Origin of the sequence: Streptomyces sp. UNOC14_S4 (assembly GCF_020740835.1) — a bacterium.
Classification (GTDB): domain Bacteria; phylum Actinomycetota; class Actinomycetes; order Streptomycetales; family Streptomycetaceae; genus Streptomyces.
The window spans coordinates 1-18,541 of sequence record NZ_JAINFC010000098.1 but is presented as its reverse complement, the minus strand read 5'-3'; the positions used below and the strand labels follow the sequence as shown (position 1 = coordinate 18,541).

Genomic DNA, 18,541 nt, shown 5'->3' with positions numbered 1-18,541 from the left:
GGTACGCGGCGCCTCCTCCCCCCATGCCCCCGTACGACCAGCCGGTCCCGCTGCACCCGGTCGACACGCCCGACGGCTACGCCCCGGACGGCTACACGCCGACCGAGCGCGACCTGCCCGTCATCGGCGAGATCGTCCCCGACGACGTGCCGACCGTCGCGCTGACGCCCCTCACCGACCACCGCGCGCCGTCCTCGCACCCCGGCCCCGGGCCGCTCTACGTCGTGGGCGACGTCCACGGCTATCTGAACCAGCTGGTCGCGGCGCTCCAGGAAGCGGGGCTCATCGACGCGAACGGCAGCTGGTGCGCGGGCAACACCCGGCTGTGGTTCCTCGGCGACTTCACGGACCGCGGCCCGGACGGCGTCGGCGTGATCGACCTCGTGATGCGGCTGTCCGCCGAGGCCGCGGCGGCGGGCGGCTACTGCAAGGCCCTCATGGGCAACCACGAGCTGCTGATCATCGGCGCCAAGCGGTTCGCCGACACGCCGGTCAACTCCGGTGCGGGCACTGCCTCCTTCCAGGCGGCGTGGCTGCTCAACGGCGGCCAGCGCACCGACATGGAGCGCCTGGAGGACCACCACCTCCAGTGGATGTCGCGGCTCGACGCGATGGCCGAGGAGGACGGGCACCTGCTCGTCCACTCCGACACCACCGTCTACCTCGAGTTCGGCGACTCCATCGAGGCCGTCAACGACGCGGTGACCGAGGCGCTCCAGCGCAACGACCCGGACGAGTGCTGGGAGCTCTTCCGGAAGTTCACCAAGCGGTTCGCCTTCCGCGACGAGGAAGCGGGCCCGGCTGCCGTGCGGGAGCTGCTGGGGACCTACGGCGGCGGCCGCCTGGTGCACGGGCACAGCCCCATTCCGTATCTGCTCGGCGAGGTCGGTGCCGAGGACGCGGACGACGAGGACGACGGCGCGCCGTCGGTCGACGGACCCCATCTTTACGCGGACGGACTCGCGCTCGCGATGGACGGAGGGGTCACAATGGCCGGAAAACTGCTGGTGGTGCAACTTCCTCTGGGTGGCTGAGGGTTCAGCGGGTAAGCGCGGGGGCAGGTAGGGAGTTCCACCGGCGCGGGGCAATTCATGAAACATGCTGTCACCGCGCGCCGGTACCGCTCTACCATCGGCTTATCCGTAGCAGGCTCTCCTCCGTTTCCGCCCACTGCCCGGTGTAAGCCGGAGCAAGAAGGCCCTACGGAGCATCGGGGGATGCACATGAACAGCGCTCCGCACCTACTGGCCGAGGACCGCCCGGAATTCGAGCATGTCCTCGACCAGGCGTTGCGTACCGCGAACCATGACCCGGAACTGGCCGCCGCCATAGGCCGGCGGCTCACCGCAGCACAGCTCCGCAGCATGGCGCAGGACGCCATGGACGCCATCGCGGCCTGCGCGAGCTCCGAATACCAGACCTACGTGAAGGCGCGCGACGCGCTGCAAGCGCTCTCCCCGAGCGTGCACCCCCAGACGGTGAGCGCCGGGGGCGCACACTGCGAGGAAAGCGCCTCCGACGTCCTGCCGCCCGCTGGTGGATTCTCGGCCATGGACGGCGAGGCCGAGGGGTCCGCGGGCGCGGGCGCCGGTGCCGTACTCGCCGTGCTGGCACCGGTGCTGGCCGGGATAGCCGCGCTGCTCTTCCTCGTGATCGGCTACGCGCTCCGCACGATCGGCTCGAACGCGTCGGTGGCCGAGCCGATGGTCACCATCGGCTGGTGGTTCGCCGGGCTCACCGCGGCCGGTGCGTTCGTCGCCATGGTCGGCATGGTGGTGACGGCCCTGCGCAACGGCGTCGGCGAGGTGAGCGACGCCCGGGGCCTCAGCCTGTACGAGGAGACGGAGCGGGCCGGTGAGGCATGGCGGCAGGCGCTGCTGCACCGCGGCATACTGCCGTTCCTGCGCGAGGCGCTCGCCACCGCGCCGGAGGGTGAGCCGTCCTCCTCCTACGTCCCCCGGCGGCCCGCCGGGGGCAACAGCCGCACCCCGCACCTGGGGTACTCCCGGCCCGGCTTCACCAGCCCCGACAGCGAGTCCTCCCCCGGCTCGCGCCCCCGTTACACCAGCCCCGACTTCACCAGCCCGGACTACGGCGGCCCCGACCACCAGCCGGAGTGACGGGACACGGGCTCCGGACGAGCAGGACGGGTACGGCTCCGGTTCGAGGCCCTGGTCGATTCCGGCCGCCAGGGCCTCGGCACGTGAACGATCGCGGCGGGCGTCAGTCCGCGATCGGCAGGTACACCCGGTTGCCCGCCGCGGCGAACTCGCGGGACTTCTCCGCCATGCCTTCCTCGGCAGCGACCACGTCGGCCGCCACGTCGGCCGCCAACTCCCCGCCGTGCTCCCGGCGGATGTCCTGCGAGATCTTCATCGAGCAGAACTTCGGCCCGCACATCGAGCAGAAGTGCGCCGTCTTCGCGGGCTCGGCGGGCAGCGTCTCGTCGTGGAAGGCGCGGGCCGTGTCCGGGTCGAGGGCCAGGTTGAACTGGTCCTCCCAGCGGAACTCGAAGCGGGCGTCGGACAGCGCGTCGTCCCACTCCTGGGCACCCGGGTGGCCCTTGGCGAGATCCGCCGCATGGGCCGCGATCTTGTAGGTGATCACACCGGTCTTGACGTCGTCGCGGTCCGGCAGGCCCAGGTGCTCCTTCGGCGTGACGTAGCAGAGCATCGCCGTGCCCCACCAGGCGATCATCGCCGCGCCGATGCCCGAGGTGATGTGGTCGTACGCGGGGGCGACGTCGGTGGTCAGCGGGCCGAGCGTGTAGAACGGCGCCTCCTCGCAGATCTCCTGCTGGAGGTCGATGTTCTCCTTGATCTTGTGCATCGGGACATGGCCCGGCCCCTCGATCATCGTCTGCACGTTGTGCCGCTTGGCGATCGTGTTGAGCTCGCCCAGCGTCCTCAACTCGGCGAACTGCGCCTCGTCGTTCGCATCCGCGATCGAGCCGGGGCGCAGGCCGTCGCCGAGGGAGTACGTCACGTCGTACGAGGCGAGGATCTCGCAGAGCTCCTCGAAGTTCTCGTAGAGGAAGGACTCCTTGTGGTGTGCCAGGCACCACGCGGCCATGATCGAACCGCCGCGCGAGACGATGCCGGTCTTGCGGCGGGCGGTGAGCGGGACGTACCGGAGCAGCACGCCCGCGTGGACGGTCATGTAGTCCACGCCCTGCTCGGCCTGCTCGATGACGGTGTCCTTGTAGATCTCCCAGGTGAGTTCCTCGGCCTTGCCGTCGACCTTCTCCAGGGCCTGGTAGAGCGGCACGGTGCCGATGGGCACGGGGGAGTTGCGCAGCACCCACTCACGGGTGGTGTGGATGTTGCGGCCGGTGGAGAGGTCCATGACCGTGTCGGCGCCCCAGCGGGTGGCCCAGGTCATCTTCTCCACCTCCTCCTCGATGGAGGAGGTGACGGCGGAGTTGCCGATGTTGGCGTTCACCTTCACCAGGAACTTCTTGCCGATGATCATCGGCTCGATCTCCGGGTGGTTCACATTCGCGGGGAGCACGGCGCGGCCCGCCGCGATCTCCTCGCGGACGGTCTCGGGGGAGACGTTCTCCCGCAGCGCCACGTACTCCATCTCTTCGGTGATCTCACCGCGGCGGGCGTACGCGAGCTGGGTGACGGCGGCGCCGTCGCGGCCCCGGCGCGGCTGCCGCGGGCGGCCGGGGAAGACCGCGTCGAGGTTCCGCAGCCCTCCGCGCGGCGAGGTGTGCTTGATGCCGTCGTCCTCCGGGCGGAGCGGGCGGCCCGCGTACTCCTCGGTGTCGCCGCGGCCGATGATCCAGTTCTCGCGGAGCGGCTGGAGACCACGGCGGACGTCCGTCTCGACGGCCGGGTCGGTGTACGGGCCCGAGGTGTCGTACAGCCGTACGTCCTGCCCGTTGGTGAGATGCACCCGCCGCACCGGAACCCGAAGGTCCGGCCGCGAGCCGGTCACGTAGTCCTTGTGCCAGCCGATCGGGCCGGTTGCGGACGTGCGTGCATCCTGCGAGGTCATGAGACCAGAACTCCCTACGCCGGCATTACCCGGTAACAGGTTCGGCGGTCGACGCAGCGGTCCTCGTACCGTCGTACGAAAGGTCAGCGCCCTCTCAGCCCGGTGCTCCGAGCTCCCGCGATTGCAAAGGTGGCACCACGCTAGCGCTTACCCTGCGCCGAGGACCAGTAGGGGGTTGCGATGATGCGGGGCATGTCCCCCACGGAACAGCAGTCCCTCACCCCCACGCATCACCACGGTCACAGCCACGGCCATTCCCACAGCCACGGCCCGCCCAATCCCGTCTCCGCGCACCTCCGCAAAGTGATCGCGGCGGTGCTCATCCCGTTCGCCGTCGCCGTGCTGGCCGGTCTCGTGGTGATGTGGCCGGGTGGCGCGCCGCCGCACAAGCACTCCGGGCTCGGGCTCGACCGGGAGACGCGGTCGGGCCGGGTGGTGAAGATCGAGGAGCAGGACTGCGCGGCGGCGGGTGCCCAGCCGCAGCAGGAGAGCGGGCCGCAGCCGGGCGGCGCCGAACCGCCGAAAGGTCCCTGCGAGAAGTCCGAGATCGAGGTGACCTCGGGCCCCGACAAGGGCCGGACGTTCACCGAACTGGTGCAGCCCAACGCCTCGCGCCACTACTCGGTGGGCCAGAACGTCGTCCTGGCGTACGCGCCGAAGGCACCGAAGAACCTCCAGTACGCGGTCACCGACGTGGACCGGAACGTGCCCATGGCGGTGCTCGCCGGGATCTTCGCGCTGGCCGTCATCGTGGTGGGCAGGCTGCGCGGCGTCTTCGCGCTCGTCGCCCTGGTGATCAGTTTCGCGGTGCTGACGATGTTCATCCTCCCGGCGATCCTGCACGGCTCCGACCCGCTGCTGGTGGCCGTGGTCGGGGGCAGCGCGATCATGCTGATCGCGCTGTACATGTGCCATGGGCTGAACGCGCGGACCTCCGTGGCGGTCGTCGGCACGCTCACCTCGCTGATGCTCATCGGCCTCCTGAGCACCGTGTTCACCGGCTGGGCGCACTTGACCGGCGACACCGACGACCAGACGGGCCTGGTGCACGGCCTCTACCCGGGGATCGAGATACGCGGTCTGCTGCTCGCCGGGATCATCATCGGCTCCCTGGGTGTGCTGGACGACGTCACGGTGACCCAGACGTCGGCGGTGTGGGAGCTGAAGGAGGCCAACCCGAGCGCGAGTTGGCGCACGCTCTACGGCGCCGGGATGCGCATCGGCCGGGACCACATCGCGTCCGTGGTCAATACCCTGGTGATGGCGTACGCGGGCGCCGCGCTGCCGTTGCTGCTGCTGTTCTCCATCGCGGACAGCGGGGTGGCGAAGGTCGCGACCAGCGAGATCGTGGCGGAGGAAATCGTCCGGACGCTGGTCGGCAGCATCGGGTTGGTGGCCTCGGTACCGGTGACGACGGCCCTGGCCGCGCTCGTTGTCAGTGCCGACCGGCACAATACGAAGCAGGGGAAGAGAGCGAGGGGCGCACGCGGCAGACGCCGCCGCGCGAAGTGATCACGGGGGGGCATACCGATGGTCGGTGAGCAGGGCAGGGTCACGGGGGCGATCGGCCCGGGTCTGGTCGGCGAGGTGATCGTCCGCGTCAGAGGCGGAGCGGAGGCGTTCCTGGCCTACGCGATGCAGCCGGGCGAACGCTTCGAGAAGGGCACCGTCGTGGTGATAGTGGAGTACCAGGCTCCACGCACGGTGTACGTGACGGCGGCGTACGGCTGAGGAGTGGGCTGCGCCCCGAAAGGGGCGCGGGGCTGTGTTTCCTTTGCGGCTCCGCCGCGCGGGCGCGACCGCAGCCCCGAAAGGGGCGCGGGGAACTGCGCGACAAGCCCCCACCGGGCCCGCAGCCGCGCACCAAGCACAAGCCGCACCCCAGTAGGCGCGACCACCGGCATGACCTGCGGCGCAACCGGCAGCGTATAGAACGCGACAAAGCCGCAACACCCCTTCACCCCCGCCCTCCCCAGGCGCACACTTTGATCACGGGCTCCTGTACAGGGGAGCCGCAAAGGGGGGCTGAGCGATGCTTCTCGGCATCGTCGCGGGAGCCGTCGTCGTAGGCGTCGGCATCCTCGTAGGTCTGTTCAAACTCATGTGGCGGGTGGCCGAGCCCAACGAGGCCCTGGTCATCTCCGGTTCCAAGCACCGTACCGAGGGCCTGGGCGACGGCATGGGGTTCCGGATCGTTACCGGTCGCGGAACGCTCGTGGTGCCCGGGGTACAGGCGGTACGCAAGCTGTCGCTCGATCTCAACGAGGCCGAGTTGAACGTGGATTGCGTCACCAAGCAGGGCATCCCGCTCAAGGTGCACGGCGTGGTGATCTTCAAGGTCGGCGACGACCTGGTGTCGATCGCCAACGCCGCCCGCCGCTTCCTGGATCAGCAGAAGATCATGGGCCAGCGGGTGCACAACGTCTTCGCGGGTCACCTCCGCTCGATCGTCGGCGGGTTGACGGTCGAGGACATGATCCGCGACCGGGAGCGGCTGACCGGTGAGACCCGGGCCGCCTCGGGCAGCGAGATGGAGAAGCTGGGCCTGATCATCGACTCCCTGCAGATCCACGAGATCCAGGACCCGACGGGCTACATCAAGAATCTCGCCGCGCCCCACGCGGCCGCGGTCCACCGTGACGCGCGCATCGCCCAGGCGGAGGCCGACCGCCTCGCCACCGAGGCGGAGCAGCAGGCGGCGGCGCGGATGGCGGAGGCGAAGCGCGACAGCGAGATCCTCCAGGCCGGCTACCAGGCCGAGCGGGACAGCGCCGCGGCCAAGGCCCGGCAGGCGGGCCCGCTGGCGGATGCCGCGGCACAGCAGGAGGTCGTGGTCCAGGAGACGCGGGTCGCCGAGCTCACGGCGCATCGCAGGGAGCAGCAGCTCCAGACGGACGTGCGCAAGCCCGCGGACGCGGCGGCGTACGAGAAGCGGACGCTGGCGGAGGCGGAGCGCGACGCCCGGATCTCCGCCGCGCAGGCGAAGGCCCGGGAGACGGAGCTCGCGGCGGCCGCCGAGGCGACGCGGGTGAAGACGGCGGCGCTGGCGGAGGCCGAGGCCACCAAGGCGCGCGGCTCCGCGGCCGCCGAGGCGACCCGGGTGACGGGTGAGGCGGAGGCCGCGGCCGCGCAGGCCAGGGGTCTGGCGACGGCCGAGGCGGCGAAGGCCCAGGGTCTCGCGGAAGCGGAAGCGATCAAGGCCAGGGCGGCGGCCCTGGCGGAGAACCAGGAGGCGGTGGTCGCCCAGCAACTGGCCGAGAACTGGCCGGAAATCGTGCGCGCCGGAGCGCAGGCCTTCGGAAACGTCGATCATATGGTGCTGCTGAACGGGGCGGACGGCATGTCCGACCTCTTCGCGAAGGCCCTGACGATGGGCGGTACGGGCCTGGGCCTGGCGCGGCAGTTGCTCGCCGGCATGGGCACGGCGGGCAGCCAGGGCGCACCGGAGGCGAACGGCCACGGCGGTGCTGCCGCGCACGGCAGCGGTACGGGCGACCACGGCGGTACGGGCGGCGGTGTCGGTGAGACCACTGCTGCCGGCGATGCCGCTGGTCTCGGTGGCGCCGCGTCCCGGGGCGGTGGCGGGATCCCCGCGCGCCGGGGTGGCACGGCCACGCCGACGGGAACGGCCTCGCGCGCCGAGCGCGTGCCGATCCAGCAGGAGGGCGGAGCCGGGGGAGCCATTCCGGGCCGCTAACCGGCGTTCTGCCCCTCGGGGTTGCCCGTGAGGATGTTGTCGAGGGCCGCGGCGAGGTCGTACTCGAAGTCCGCGACCGAGCGCTCCTCGCCCAGGGGCGCGATGCGGTCCGTCCGGTCGAGGAACGCCACGAGGGGCGCCGCCCCGGCGCGGAACAGGGCTCCTTCGCAGCCCACTTGCAGCCGGATGAAGACGTCCGAGAGGTGCTCGGCAGAGGCGGGGGCGATGTGCACATCGCCCTCGCCCGACGGCTGGCTGAGCCCGTCGAGCAGCAACTCCCTTGCGAACGCCCAGGTCACGGGCGCGTCGCCGGGGAGATGGAAGGTGAACTTCACCGCGTAGGGATCACTGCTGTCGTAGACCAGCCCGACCGGAATCCGGAAGGACAGCTCCTCGGAGACGAGGAAGGTCATGATCACTTCTGCCTGAACCGTTTCGCGCATCGCCCAATGCCCCGATTCGTCGCTTTGGCCGGGATTTGCTCCTTATGTCCATGGATTCCGCTTTCGAGGACATCCGTGGATCACAGGGAGTGATATTTCAGATACCAATAGAGATCGAGAGTGAGCTTACGAGCTCTATGACTCTGGAGCGTAGCGACTCGACTACGGGGTGGAGTCATTCCCGGCGATTCAGCGCGAGAATTCGCCGGAGCCGTCAACACCGACCGGGGGCGACAGTCGGAAGGCGGTGCCATCGGCGGGTGCGGGTGACGCACTGCTGTCTCCCGCACACCGATGGCAGGCCTGACGGCGCGGGCGGGCCTGCGGCGGCCGGGGCGGTGTGCCCGGCGACCGGCCACGGGGCCACGGCTACCAGTCGTTCTTCGACGACGAGCCCGAAGTGAACTTCCTGACGATGAAGATCAGGCCGCCGACGAGCACCACGAGCAGCAGCGCCTTGAAGATCAGCGCGATGACGAAACCGAGCGCGCTCATGATCAGGCTGCCGAAGACCATGAGGACGAGCACCGGCACGGCGATCCACTTCACCCACCACGGCATCCCTGCGAAAATCCCCTTCTCACCCATGTCGTCCGTCCCTGCTTTCGCTCTGCGGCGGGCCAGGAGCGGAAGTGCTCCGGCCTCGCTCTCGATGCTAGGGCGACGGGGCCGCCCGGCGGGGGCCCCGCAGCCCCCGTCCGTCCCTGAGCGCACCCCTACGGGTTCCCGGGGGCGCGGGTCAGCTCTCAGGCGGAGAGAAGACCACCAGGACCCTCAGATCCTCGCTGATGTGGTGAAACCGGTGCGTCACGCCGGCCGGGACGTACACGACGCTCCCACGGCCCACGTCCGTCGTCTCGTCCCCCACCGTGATCGCGGCCCGGCCGCTCACCACCATGTAGACCTCGTCCTGGGCGTGCGGCGACTGCGGGTCCTGGTCCCCCGCGTCCAGCGCGTACAGCCCGACGGACATGTTGCGCTCGCGCAGGAACTGCAGATACGCGCCCTCATTGGCGGCGCGTTCCGCCTCGAGCTCGTCCAGCCTGAACGCCTTCATCCCACGCCCACCTCGTCGCTCTCCGCCGGGGCCCGGTGCCCCTGGTCACTTGTGCCCCGGAGCCGGCGCCCCGGCCCCCTGCTCGCCGTTCGTCGCAGCTCAGGGGCCCGGCAGCCGGTCCCGTCTGCAACGATCTCACCATGAAGAATTTTGTAGTCAAGACGATCGCCAACGCGGCGGCCCTGGCAGCGGCCGTCTGGCTGCTGAAGGGGATCACGCTGGCGGGCGCGGGCACCACGGTGGACAAGGTGCTCACGCTCCTGCTCGTCGCGCTCGTCTTCGGCGCGGTCAACTTCGCCGTCAAGCCGGTCGTGAAGCTGCTGTCCTTCCCGCTGTTCATCCTGACGCTCGGACTGATCACGCTGGTGATCAACGCGTTGATGCTGCTGCTGACGTCCTGGATCGCGGGCAGGATCGGGCTCGGCTTCCACGTCGCGGGCTTCTGGAGCGCCCTGGTCGGCGGTGTGATCGTCTCGGTCGTGGCCTGGGCGATGCACATGATCCTGCCGGACGACGAGGACTGAACGGGCCCGGTGGCCCGGTGCAGAAACGACACGGCAGTTCCGCGCGGAAAGACGGCTCAAGCCTCCCCCCTCATGGCTTGAGCCGTCCGGCCGGTCGGTGAATTCACGACGAGCCGCCCGACCAAGGCTAGTTGACTCTGCGTCAGTGTCCAATCACTCGGGCGACACAGCCCTATCGACTTATTTATAGTTCCCCTACGGGCGATTGCCTCGGGCCCAGGGGAGCCGGCATGGATCTGACCCTGCTACGCACGTTCGTCACGGTGCACCGGGCCGGTTCCTTCACCCGGGCCGCGGCCCTTCTGGGGCTCTCGCAGCCGGCCGTCACCAGCCAGATAAGGGCGCTGGAGAAACAACTGGGGCGCCCGCTCTTCCTCCGCCGGGCGCGCGGCGTCACGCCCACCACCATCGGCGACGAACTCGCCCACAAGATCGCCCCGCATGTCGACGCCCTGCTGGAGATCGCCGAGGCGGGCGGCCTGGAGGACCCCGCCGCCGAGCGCACCCTGCACCTCGCCGGACCGCCCGAGTTCCTGGCCGTGCGCGCCCTGCCCGCGCTCACCCCGCTCGTCGCCCAGGGGCTGGACGTGCGGGCCGCGCACGGCACGGCCGAGGAGCTCTTCGAGGGCCTCGCCGCGGGCCACCACGAGCTCGCCATCACCACCGCACGGCCACGCGGCCGCCTGCTCACCGCCACTCCGCTCTGCGACGAGGAACACGTCCTGGTCGCCGCGCCCCGCTGGGCGGCCCGCCTCGGCGGCGCGGCCGTCGTGCGCGAGAAGGGCGTACGGGCCCTGGAGCACCTGCCCGTCGTCGAGGTCCACGAGAGCCTGCCGCTCGTCACCCGCTACTGGGCGGCCGTCTTCGACACCAAGCCGGACGCCAGCGGCAGCGTCGTCGTACCCGACCTGCGGGCCGTCCTGACCTGTGTGGCCGCGGGAGCCGGGCTCGGCGTGCTGCCCCGCTACCTGTGCTCCGACGCCCTCGACAGCGGGGAGGTCGTCGCGCTCCTCGACCCGCCCGTCCCGCCGCTGCGCACGTACTTCCTGGTCATACGCACCGGGAGCCTCGCGCACCCGCACCTGGCACGCGCACACGAGTGGCTGCTGCGCGCTGCCGTGTCCTGGTGAGGCGCGATACGAAAGGGCTGCCCGGAGGGTTTCGCCGGAGCGGCAGTGCGGCAGATGTCCCGTATGACCGAACGTCCAGTGGTCAAACGCACCGCACGTGCCATCCTGCTCGACGACCCCGCCCCCTGCGGGCCCGAATCCGCCCTCGAGATGATCGTGATCAAGCGGACCAAGCCCGGTGAGGAGCCGTACTGGATCACGCCCGGCGGAGGCGTGGAACCCGAGGACCCCACCGTGGTCGCCGCCCTCCACCGCGAGGTCGACGAGGAGCTCGGCGCCAAGGTCGTCGACGTCGTCCCGGCCTTCGTCGACACCGTCTCCCACTCGACACACCATGCGGCTCACGGCGTGAAAGTGCAGCACTTCTTCGTCTGCCGCCTCGCCTCCATGGACCTCGCGCAGCGCCACGGCCCCGAGGTGGACGAGCCGCGCGGGACGTACGAGGTGATCCGCATCCCGTTCACCCGGGCCGGGATCGCCTCCGTCCGGCTCGTCCCGCCGTCCCTGCGCGCGTACCTCGACGCGAACATCGAGGGCGTACGGGCGCTGCTCGCGCCCGACCTCGGCTGACCCCGCTCCGGGCGCCGTCACTCCATGGCGGGGACCGTCAGTTCGTCGACCGCGTCGTGCCGGATGCGGTGCGCGGGCATGCCGATGCGCGTCAGGGCGTCCACCCCGCAGCGGATCATCCCCGGCGGCCCGGAGAGGTACGCGTCGTGGTCGGGCCACGGGCCGTACCGCCGGGTGATGGAGGGGAGTTGTCCGCTGAGCCCGCGTTGCGGTCCCTCGCCGACGACCGGGCGGACACGCAGCCACGGGTGCGCGCGCTGGAGCCGCAGCAGGGTTTCGAGGTCGTAGAGGTCGCCGTCGTGCCGGGCACCGTAGAAGACCTGGACGGGACGGCTCCTGCCGTGCTCGGCGACGTCCTCGACCAGGGCCTTGATGGGGGCGATGCCGGTGCCGCCGCCCAGGCACAACAGGCCGTTGTCAGTGGTGTGGTCCACAATCATGGAACCGGTGGGAGGTCCGAGGCGCAGCACGTCGCCGGGGCGGGCGCGGTGCACCAGCGCGTTGGACACCCACCCCGCGGGCACGGCCTTGACGTGGAAGGAGAGCAGCCCGTCCCGGCGGGGGGCCGTGGAGAAGGAGTAGTGCCGCCACACACGCGGCCACCAGGGAGTTTCCAGGCTCGTGTACTGCCCGGCGCGGAAGGGGTAGGGCCGGTCGGTGCGTACGGTCACGACGGCGATGTCCGGCGTGCGCGGTTCATGGCCGACGACTTCCGCCTGCCACCAGGCGGGGGCGACCGCCTCGTCCGCGGCGGCCGCGTCGATCATGATCTGGGAGATCGCGGTGTAGACCCGCACCCAGGCGGCCTCGGCCTCCTCGTCCCAGGTCAGGGGGGCGTGACGGGTGAGCGCCTCGATCAGGCATTCGCCGACGGCGGGGTAATGCGTGGGCAGCGTGCCGTACTTGCGGTGCCCACGGCCGAGCGCGGAGAGGTAATCGGTGAGCGTGGCGGCGTCGTCGACGTGCCGGGCGGCGGCCAGCAGCGCCTTGAAGAGCCGGTCCCGCTGGACGTCCATGGCGGCGGGGAAGAGAGCACGCAGATCGGGGTGGCGCAGGAACAGCAACGCGTAGAAGTACGAGGTGACTTTGTCGGCGACGGGGGCGATCTCCGCCAACGTCCGACGGATCAGTTGCGCGTCGGGGGAACCGGGTGGCCCGAAGGGGTCCAGGAGGTCTGAGAGGTCCGGGAGGTCGGAGTGACCTAAGTGACCAGAGGGGCACGGCTGGTTCGGAGGGTCGGCGCGGTGCGAGGGCGCTGTACGGTCCGGGGGCGCCGTACTTCCTAAGGACGCTGTGCGGCCCTGGGGTGCCGCGTGCTCCGAGGACGCCGCGTGCTCCGGGGGGAGCTCCGCCGGGCGTTGGTGTTCCTGGCGTTCCCGGTGTTCCTGGGGTTGCTCCTGGAGCGCTGAGGCCTGCTCGCGATCCGGCCCCCGATCTCGTCCCCGCTCTCGCTCCCGCTCTCGCTCCCGGTCCGGCTCCGGGTCCGCGGGGTGGGCCCGGTGCCGGTCGTCGGGTGGGGCGGCGTAGTGGCGGCGCACGGGGTCGGCCGGGCGGGCCGGCGCCGCGGACTGCACGGGCACCCACTTCGCGGGGCGCACGGCGGGGCGTTCGGGTTCCACGCCCGGCCTCGGGGTGAACCAACCGCGGTCACGCCGGTGGGCGTCTCTGCCGCCGTCGGGGGACGTCGTCGGAGCGTCCTTCATCGTCTCGCCTCACGATCCGCTCTGCTCGTCCACGGCAGCATCGCACTGCCCGTGTGCGGTGGAGGCGAATCGGCGGAACTCCGGGTGTGACGGGGGTTGTTGGGGCTAAGATGGTGCGCTTCTGCCCCGGCGGCCGGTTTGCGGTCAGGCGGTGGCGACCAGTTCGTACGCGGCCCTCAAGTCCGTACCGGTGTACGCGTGCACGGCGACGTCCCGCACGTGGTGGTCGGCGTTCACGGCGACCGAGACCGGCACCGCGGCGAAGAGCTCGGCGTCCGACATCGAGTCCCCGTAGGCCACGCAGTCGGCGCGGCCCAGTCCGTACCGCTCGCAGAGCTCGTCGGCGATCCGTACCTTCGCTCCCGCGTTCAGGATCTTCGCCGGGTCGATGGGCTCACGGAAGGGCGGGTCGGGCCAGCGGGAGCCGTGGGTCGCGTCCGCGCCCCAGGCGAGCAGGCGGTCCACGAAGAAATTGGGGGACAACGAGATCACCGCGCACCGCTCGCCGCGGGCCCGGATGTCCGCCCAGACCTCCTCGATACCGTCCAGCCACGGGGCGCCCTCGAACGCGGCGGCGATGTGTTCCTCGGTCAGGTCCGCCCACAGCTCGCACACCAGGACCGCGAAGCGGGGCGCGGTCAGCTCACGGGCGGCGAAGGCCCGCTCCAGCTCGGCGATCTCCCGCTCCAGGCCGAGCTGCCGGGATATCTCGACGGCCGCGGCGGAGCCGTGCATCAGGGTGCCGTCCATGTCGAACAAATGCAGTCTGGTCACGGTCTCCGAGCGTAGGCGCTCCGCTGGGTTCGCCGGGCGCCTACGGATGTGCCACGACCGTTGTCCGGCGACTGCGGGTCCGTCCCTGGCTGGTCGCGCAGTTCCCCGCGCCCCTTTGGGGCGCCCTCGCTCAGCGCCTTATGAGTTGCGTCGCCTGGTCGTCCAGGTCGTTCGCGGGTTCCGGGGCCGGCCTGCGGGCCGCGTCGCTGATCTTCAGGAGCAGGGCGATGAGCACCCAGTTCGCCACTTGTGAGGAACCGCCCTGCGCGAGGAAGGGCAGTGCCTTGCCGGTCAGCGGCATCAGCCCGGTGACACCGCCCGCGACCACGAACACCTGGAGGGCCAGCGCACCGGACAGCCCGGTCGCCAGGAGCTTGCCGAAGGGGTCGCGGGCGTCCAGCGCCGTGCGCAGCCCGCGCTCGACGAGCAGCGCGTAGAGCAGGAACACGGCCATCATGCCCGCGAGCCCGAGCTCCTCGCCCACCGTCGTGAGGATGAAGTCGCTGCGCCCGGCGAAGCCGATCAGGTCGGAGTGGCCGCGGCCGAGCCCGGTGCCGAGCACGCCGCCGCTGCCGAAGCTGAACAGCGCCTCGGCCGCCTGTGGTGAGGTGAGGCCCTTCGGCGGATGGGGGAGGTAGATGTCCATCGGGTGCAGCCAGGCGACCACGCGCCCGTGGACGTGCGGCTCCATGGAGCCCACGACGGCCGCTCCGACGACGAACATGAGCAGGCCCGAGATCACCCAGCTCGACCGCTCGGTGGCGGCGTAGAGCATGATCACGAAGAGCCCGAAGAAGATCAGGGACGTACCGAGGTCGCGCTCGAAGATCAGCACGAGCAGACTCAGCACCCACACCGCGGCGATCGGCCCGAACTGGCGCCCGCGCGGCAGGTAGAAACCCATCACACGCCTGCTGGCCAGCGCGAGCGCGTCCTTGTGCATCGTGAGGTACCCGGCGAAGAACACCGCGATCGCGATCCTCACGAACTCACCGGGCTGGAAGGACAGCGCGCCGAGCCGGATCCACCGCTTGGCGCCGTAGGAGTCGCCGGGGAAGAAGGCCGGCGCCATCAGCAGCACCAGAGCCGCGAAGACGATGATGTACGTGTACCGCTGGAGGTGCCTGTGGTCCTTGAGGAAGAACAGGATCGCCAGCAGGACTGCGAGTCCGACGGCGCTCCACATCACCTGGTTCGACGCGGCGGCCGGGGAGTTGTAACGGATCTTGTACGAGATGTCGAGCCGGTGGATGAGCACCAGGCCCAGGCCGCTCAGCGCCACGGCGAGCGGCAGGATCAGCGGGTCCGCGTGCGGGGCGAAACGGCGTACGGCCAGGTGCGCGACGCCCGCGGCGACGGTCAGCCCGATGCCGTACATGAGCAGCTCACCGGGCACTTCCCCGGTCGTGGCCAGGCCCACCGAGGCATAGCCGAACACCGTCAGCACCACCGCCGCGCCCAGCAGCAGCAACTCCGCGTTCCGGCTCCGCGCCGTGCGGGCCCCGGCCCGCGTTCCAGCGCTCATCTCGTTTTCCCCCTCGGCTTGGACGACCCCGCTTTCGGCAGGTGACCGGCTTCTCTTCTGAAGGAGGGCCGGAGCCGCGGGAAAGGTTGCGCGATTGTGCAACCTTTGAAGAGGGGTATATCACGCGTGCGAGGGGTCCGGTGGCAGTAGCCCCGGACCCCTCGCATGTACGAATCACCCGCGCGACCGCGGCGGACCTGCGGTGACCGACGCGGACGGCCCCGGCTCGGACGACGCGGGTCCGTACGGCCTCAGGCGCCCAGCACCGTCCCGATCGCCGTCCGCGCGATGCCGTGGTCCTGCTCCGGCGCGCCGCCGCCCACGCCGATCGCGCCGATCAGCCTGCCGTCGCGGTGCAGGGGGACGCCGCCCGCGATGAAGAGCAGCGGGCGGTCGAGCGCGGTCGGCAGGGTGTGGAAGAGGCCGTCGGGTCGCACGACGTCGACCAGGTCGGCGGTCGGGGCGTCCAGCTGCAGCGCGGTGAACGCTTTCCGGGTGCTGGTCTCCCCCGCGATCAGTACCGCCCGGTCGTCGCGCCGGAAGGCCAGCAGATGGCCACCGGCGTCGAGGACGGACACGGCGGCTCGTACGCCCTGCTCGTCGGCGGCGCGGCGGGCCGCGGCGACGAGGGCGTCCGCCTCGTCCGCGGTGAGCGGGCGGACAGTGCCGGGGGCAGTGACAGGGGTGGTGGAGGTGGCGGTCATGGGGTGGTGCTCCTTGGAGGGAAAGTGCGTGCGTGGTGTGGCACGCGGTGTTTCAGGGGGGACACAGGCAGGCGGGTCTGTCGCCGTCGCTACGGGGATCAGCGCCCCGCCGTCACGGCTCCGGCCTCCGTACCGGACTGGGCAACGATCCGGCGGCTGCCGCCGCCCCGGCCCGAGCGCCGTTCCAGCGACGCGGACAGCACGGCCAGGGCGACCGCGGAGGCCGCCATCACGGCGCCGACCAGATTGGGCGCGGCGAAGCCGAAGCCCGCGGAGATGACCAGGCCGCCGAGCCAGGCGGCGATGGCGTTGCCGAGGTTGAAGGCGCCGATGTTGGCGGCGGAGGCGAGGGTCGGCGCGTCGGCCGTCTGGTCGAGGACGCGCTTCTGCAGCGGAGGCACGGACGCGAAACCGAAGGCGCCGACCAGGGGGATCGCGACGGCGAACGCGATCTCGTCGTGCGCGGCGAGCGGCAGCAGGGCGAGCACGACGGCGAGGGAGCTCAGCGTCACGTAGAGCAGGGGCATGAGCGCCCGGTCCGCGTAGCGGCCACCGACGAGGTTGCCGACGAGCATGCCGAGGCCGAAGAGGATCAGCAGCCACGTGACGGAGGACGCGGCATAGCCCGCGACCTCGGTGGCCATCGAGGCGAGGTAGGTGCTCATGGTGAAGACGCCGCCGAAGCCGAGCACGGTCATCGCCATGGCCAGCAGGACCTGGGGGTTGCGGAGAGCGGCGAGCTCGCCGCGGACGGGGTTGCGCTCAGGGCGCGGCTGCGGGGGCACGAGGGCGGCGACGCCGAGGACGGCGAGCACGCCGAGCCCGGCGATGAGGAAGAAGGTGAGGCGCCAGCCCGCGCTCTGGCCGACCACGGTCCCCAGCGGCACACCGACCACGGTGGCCACGGTCAGCCCCGTGAACATCATCGAGATCGCTCCCGCCCTCTTCTCCGGGGCGACGAGCCCGGCGGCGACGATGGCGCCGATACCGAAGAAGGCACCGTGCGCGAGCGAGGCGACGATCCGCCCGGCGAGCATCAGGGCGAAGACGGGGGCGGCGGCGGAGAGCGCGTTGCCCACGATGAACAGCCCCATCAGGGCCATCAGCATCGTCTTGCGCGACACACGGCTGCCGATGATCGCGAGGATCGGGGCGCCGACGACGACCCCGAGCGCGTAGCCCGTGGTCAGGTAGCCGGCGGTGGGGATGGAGACGCCGAACTCGTCCGCGATCTCGGGGAGCAGCCCGGAGGTCACGAATTCGGTGGTGCCGATACCGAAGGCGCCGATGGCGAGCGCCAGCAGTGCGAGAGGCATGACGGGGTCCTTCAGGGCTGGGGATCGAGGAGGCCGGGCCCGACGAGCGGGGGCGGGTGGCCGCCCTGATTGATTGCAGGCGACCTTTACATGCGTACACAATAATTGCATACGCCGATTACTTGCAAGCGCGGGCTATTGCGGCAGGGGTCTATCCTGTTCGATACGGGCACCACGACGACTCCGCACGCGAAGGAGGGCCCGCCTCATGACCCGGACCCCGGATCCCGCGCTCCTCGGACTGGCACAGGGCTGGTGCGCGCTCTCGGCGCTGCACGGCCGGATCGAGTCCCACATCGAGCGCGCCCTCCAGACGCAGCACGGACTGAGCGTGCGCGAATTCAGCGTCCTCGACGTGCTCAGCAGGCAGCACAACGGAGAAGGCGGCCACCTGCGCATGAACGAGGTCGCCGACGCGGTGGTCCTCAGCCAGAGCGCGACGACCCGCCTCGTCAACCGGCTGGAGGACCGCGGCCTGCTGACCCGCTACCTCTGCCTCACCGACCGCCGCGGCATCTACACCGACGTCACGGACGCCGGCCTGACCCTCCTGGCAGCAGCCCGCCCCACGAACGACCAGGCCCTGCGCGAGGCGCTCGCGTCCGCCGCCCAGCGCGAGGAATTGGCGCCGCTCGTGGCGGCGGTGGAGTCTTTGGCGTAGCGCCGCCGCGCTTGCCCGCGGTGGGGTTCTCACCGTTGCCGCCCTACGGGCGGAAGCGGCCTGCGGCCGCACCCTCCTCCTGGGGGCTGCGCCCCCAGCCCCCTTCTGCGCCTACTGGGGTGCGTCTTGCGCTGTGTGCGCGGCTGCGGGTCCGGTGGGGGCTTGTCGCGCCGTTCCCCGCGCCCCTAAAAGCCGCCCACGAGCTCGGTCGCCCTTGCCCGTCCGGCGGGTGCGGGTCGTCGCTGGTTGCTCGCGCCGTTCCCCGTGCCCCTGAAAGCCGCCCACGAGCTCGGTTGCCTCTGCCCGTCCGGCGGCTGCGGGCCGGTGGGGACTTCTCGCGCAGTTCCCCGCGCCCCTGATGGGGCGCGTCCGCATCCCCAGTCCTGCGGAGAGCCGACAGCGGACGCAGGCGCCCCCTACCGGCAGCCGACAACC

Annotated in this window: 18 protein-coding genes and 1 riboswitch; of the genes, 9 read left to right on the top strand and 9 right to left on the bottom strand. The window is 71.0% G+C overall.

Annotated features, from left to right (window positions below; all coding sequences use genetic code 11):
* Both K6I34_RS11955 and K6I34_RS11950 read left to right on the top strand, forming a co-directional pair.
* Positions 1–1,034, top strand: a 1,034-nt coding sequence (locus K6I34_RS11955; protein WP_308293997.1) for a metallophosphoesterase, incomplete at its 5' end; no start/stop codon positions are given.
* Positions 1,035–1,217: 183 nt separating this feature from the next.
* A complete protein-coding gene (locus K6I34_RS11950) occupies positions 1,218–2,120 on the top strand; it encodes a hypothetical protein (RefSeq protein WP_229325084.1) in 903 nt (300 codons plus the stop codon).
* 103 nt (positions 2,121–2,223) lie between these two features.
* Here K6I34_RS11950 and thiC read toward each other — a convergent pair whose 3' ends face one another.
* Positions 2,224–4,002, bottom strand: coding sequence for a phosphomethylpyrimidine synthase ThiC (gene thiC, locus K6I34_RS11945; protein ID WP_229325082.1), 1,779 nt, complete (start codon positions 4,000–4,002; stop codon positions 2,224–2,226).
* A riboswitch (TPP riboswitch) is annotated at positions 3,996–4,131 on the bottom strand. Its footprint overlaps the gene before it by 7 nt.
* 63 nt (positions 4,132–4,194) lie before the next feature.
* Between thiC and K6I34_RS11940 the strand changes: the two genes are divergently transcribed.
* From K6I34_RS11940 to K6I34_RS11930, 3 genes are all read left to right on the top strand, one after another.
* The gene (locus K6I34_RS11940) at positions 4,195–5,514 is read left to right on the top strand and encodes a YibE/F family protein (protein WP_229325080.1); all 1,320 of its coding nucleotides are present in this window, start codon (positions 4,195–4,197) and stop codon (positions 5,512–5,514) included.
* 18 nt (positions 5,515–5,532) lie between these two features.
* The gene (locus K6I34_RS11935) at positions 5,533–5,733 is read left to right on the top strand and encodes a hypothetical protein (protein ID WP_229325078.1); all 201 of its coding nucleotides are present in this window, start codon (positions 5,533–5,535) and stop codon (positions 5,731–5,733) included.
* Positions 5,734–6,034: 301 nt separating this feature from the next.
* Positions 6,035–7,699, top strand: coding sequence for a flotillin family protein (locus K6I34_RS11930; RefSeq protein WP_229325076.1), 1,665 nt, complete (start codon positions 6,035–6,037; stop codon positions 7,697–7,699).
* On the opposite strand, the gene K6I34_RS11925 is transcribed toward K6I34_RS11930, so the two are convergent.
* The 3 genes from K6I34_RS11925 to K6I34_RS11915 all read right to left on the bottom strand — a co-directional run bounded on the left by K6I34_RS11925 (position 7,696) and on the right by K6I34_RS11915 (position 9,199).
* Positions 7,696–8,142 carry an SsgA family sporulation/cell division regulator gene (locus K6I34_RS11925; RefSeq protein WP_121799170.1) on the bottom strand — a complete coding sequence of 149 codons (447 nt, stop codon included), beginning with the start codon at positions 8,140–8,142 and terminating at the stop codon, positions 7,696–7,698. The genes K6I34_RS11930 and K6I34_RS11925 overlap by 4 nt on opposite strands.
* 369 nt (positions 8,143–8,511) lie before the next feature.
* On the bottom strand, positions 8,512–8,730 hold the full coding sequence (locus K6I34_RS11920; protein WP_229325075.1) for a DUF5326 family protein: 219 nt from the start codon (positions 8,728–8,730) through the stop codon (positions 8,512–8,514).
* Between the two features lie 151 nt (positions 8,731–8,881).
* A complete protein-coding gene (locus K6I34_RS11915) occupies positions 8,882–9,199 on the bottom strand; it encodes a cupin domain-containing protein (protein ID WP_229325073.1) in 318 nt (105 codons plus the stop codon).
* Between the two features lie 140 nt (positions 9,200–9,339).
* Here K6I34_RS11915 and K6I34_RS11910 point away from each other — a divergent pair, with 140 nt between their 5' ends.
* From K6I34_RS11910 to K6I34_RS11900, 3 genes are all read left to right on the top strand, one after another.
* Positions 9,340–9,723 carry a phage holin family protein gene (locus K6I34_RS11910; protein ID WP_229325071.1) on the top strand — a complete coding sequence of 128 codons (384 nt, stop codon included), beginning with the start codon at positions 9,340–9,342 and terminating at the stop codon, positions 9,721–9,723.
* A 230-nt stretch (positions 9,724–9,953) separates the two neighbouring features.
* A complete protein-coding gene (locus tag K6I34_RS11905) occupies positions 9,954–10,853 on the top strand; it encodes a LysR family transcriptional regulator (RefSeq protein ID WP_229325069.1) in 900 nt (299 codons plus the stop codon).
* A 63-nt stretch (positions 10,854–10,916) separates the two neighbouring features.
* On the top strand, positions 10,917–11,423 hold the full coding sequence (locus K6I34_RS11900; RefSeq protein ID WP_229325067.1) for an NUDIX domain-containing protein: 507 nt from the start codon (positions 10,917–10,919) through the stop codon (positions 11,421–11,423).
* A gap of 17 nt (positions 11,424–11,440) precedes the next feature.
* Here the strand turns inward: K6I34_RS11900 and K6I34_RS11895 are convergent, their stop codons facing one another.
* The 5 genes from K6I34_RS11895 to K6I34_RS11870 all read right to left on the bottom strand — a co-directional run bounded on the left by K6I34_RS11895 (position 11,441) and on the right by K6I34_RS11870 (position 17,445).
* Complete coding sequence (locus K6I34_RS11895) at positions 11,441–12,538, bottom strand: globin domain-containing protein (protein WP_229325065.1); 1,098 nt, start codon at positions 12,536–12,538, stop codon at positions 11,441–11,443.
* A gap of 732 nt (positions 12,539–13,270) precedes the next feature.
* Entirely contained in the window at positions 13,271–13,900 is a 630-nt protein-coding gene (locus K6I34_RS11885; protein WP_229325062.1) for an HAD family phosphatase, read from the bottom strand.
* A gap of 130 nt (positions 13,901–14,030) precedes the next feature.
* A complete protein-coding gene (locus K6I34_RS11880; protein WP_229325060.1) occupies positions 14,031–15,425 on the bottom strand; it encodes an FtsW/RodA/SpoVE family cell cycle protein in 1,395 nt (464 codons plus the stop codon).
* A 251-nt stretch (positions 15,426–15,676) separates the two neighbouring features.
* The gene (locus tag K6I34_RS11875) at positions 15,677–16,129 is read right to left on the bottom strand and encodes a heme-binding protein (RefSeq protein ID WP_229325058.1); all 453 of its coding nucleotides are present in this window, start codon (positions 16,127–16,129) and stop codon (positions 15,677–15,679) included.
* 98 nt (positions 16,130–16,227) lie between these two features.
* Positions 16,228–17,445, bottom strand: a complete 1,218-nt coding sequence (locus K6I34_RS11870; RefSeq protein ID WP_229325056.1) for an MFS transporter — start codon at positions 17,443–17,445, stop codon at positions 16,228–16,230.
* 208 nt (positions 17,446–17,653) lie between these two features.
* Here K6I34_RS11870 and K6I34_RS11865 point away from each other — a divergent pair, with 208 nt between their 5' ends.
* Positions 17,654–18,106 carry a MarR family winged helix-turn-helix transcriptional regulator gene (locus K6I34_RS11865; protein ID WP_229325054.1) on the top strand — a complete coding sequence of 151 codons (453 nt, stop codon included), beginning with the start codon at positions 17,654–17,656 and terminating at the stop codon, positions 18,104–18,106.
* Positions 18,107–18,541: the final 435 nt, after the last annotated feature.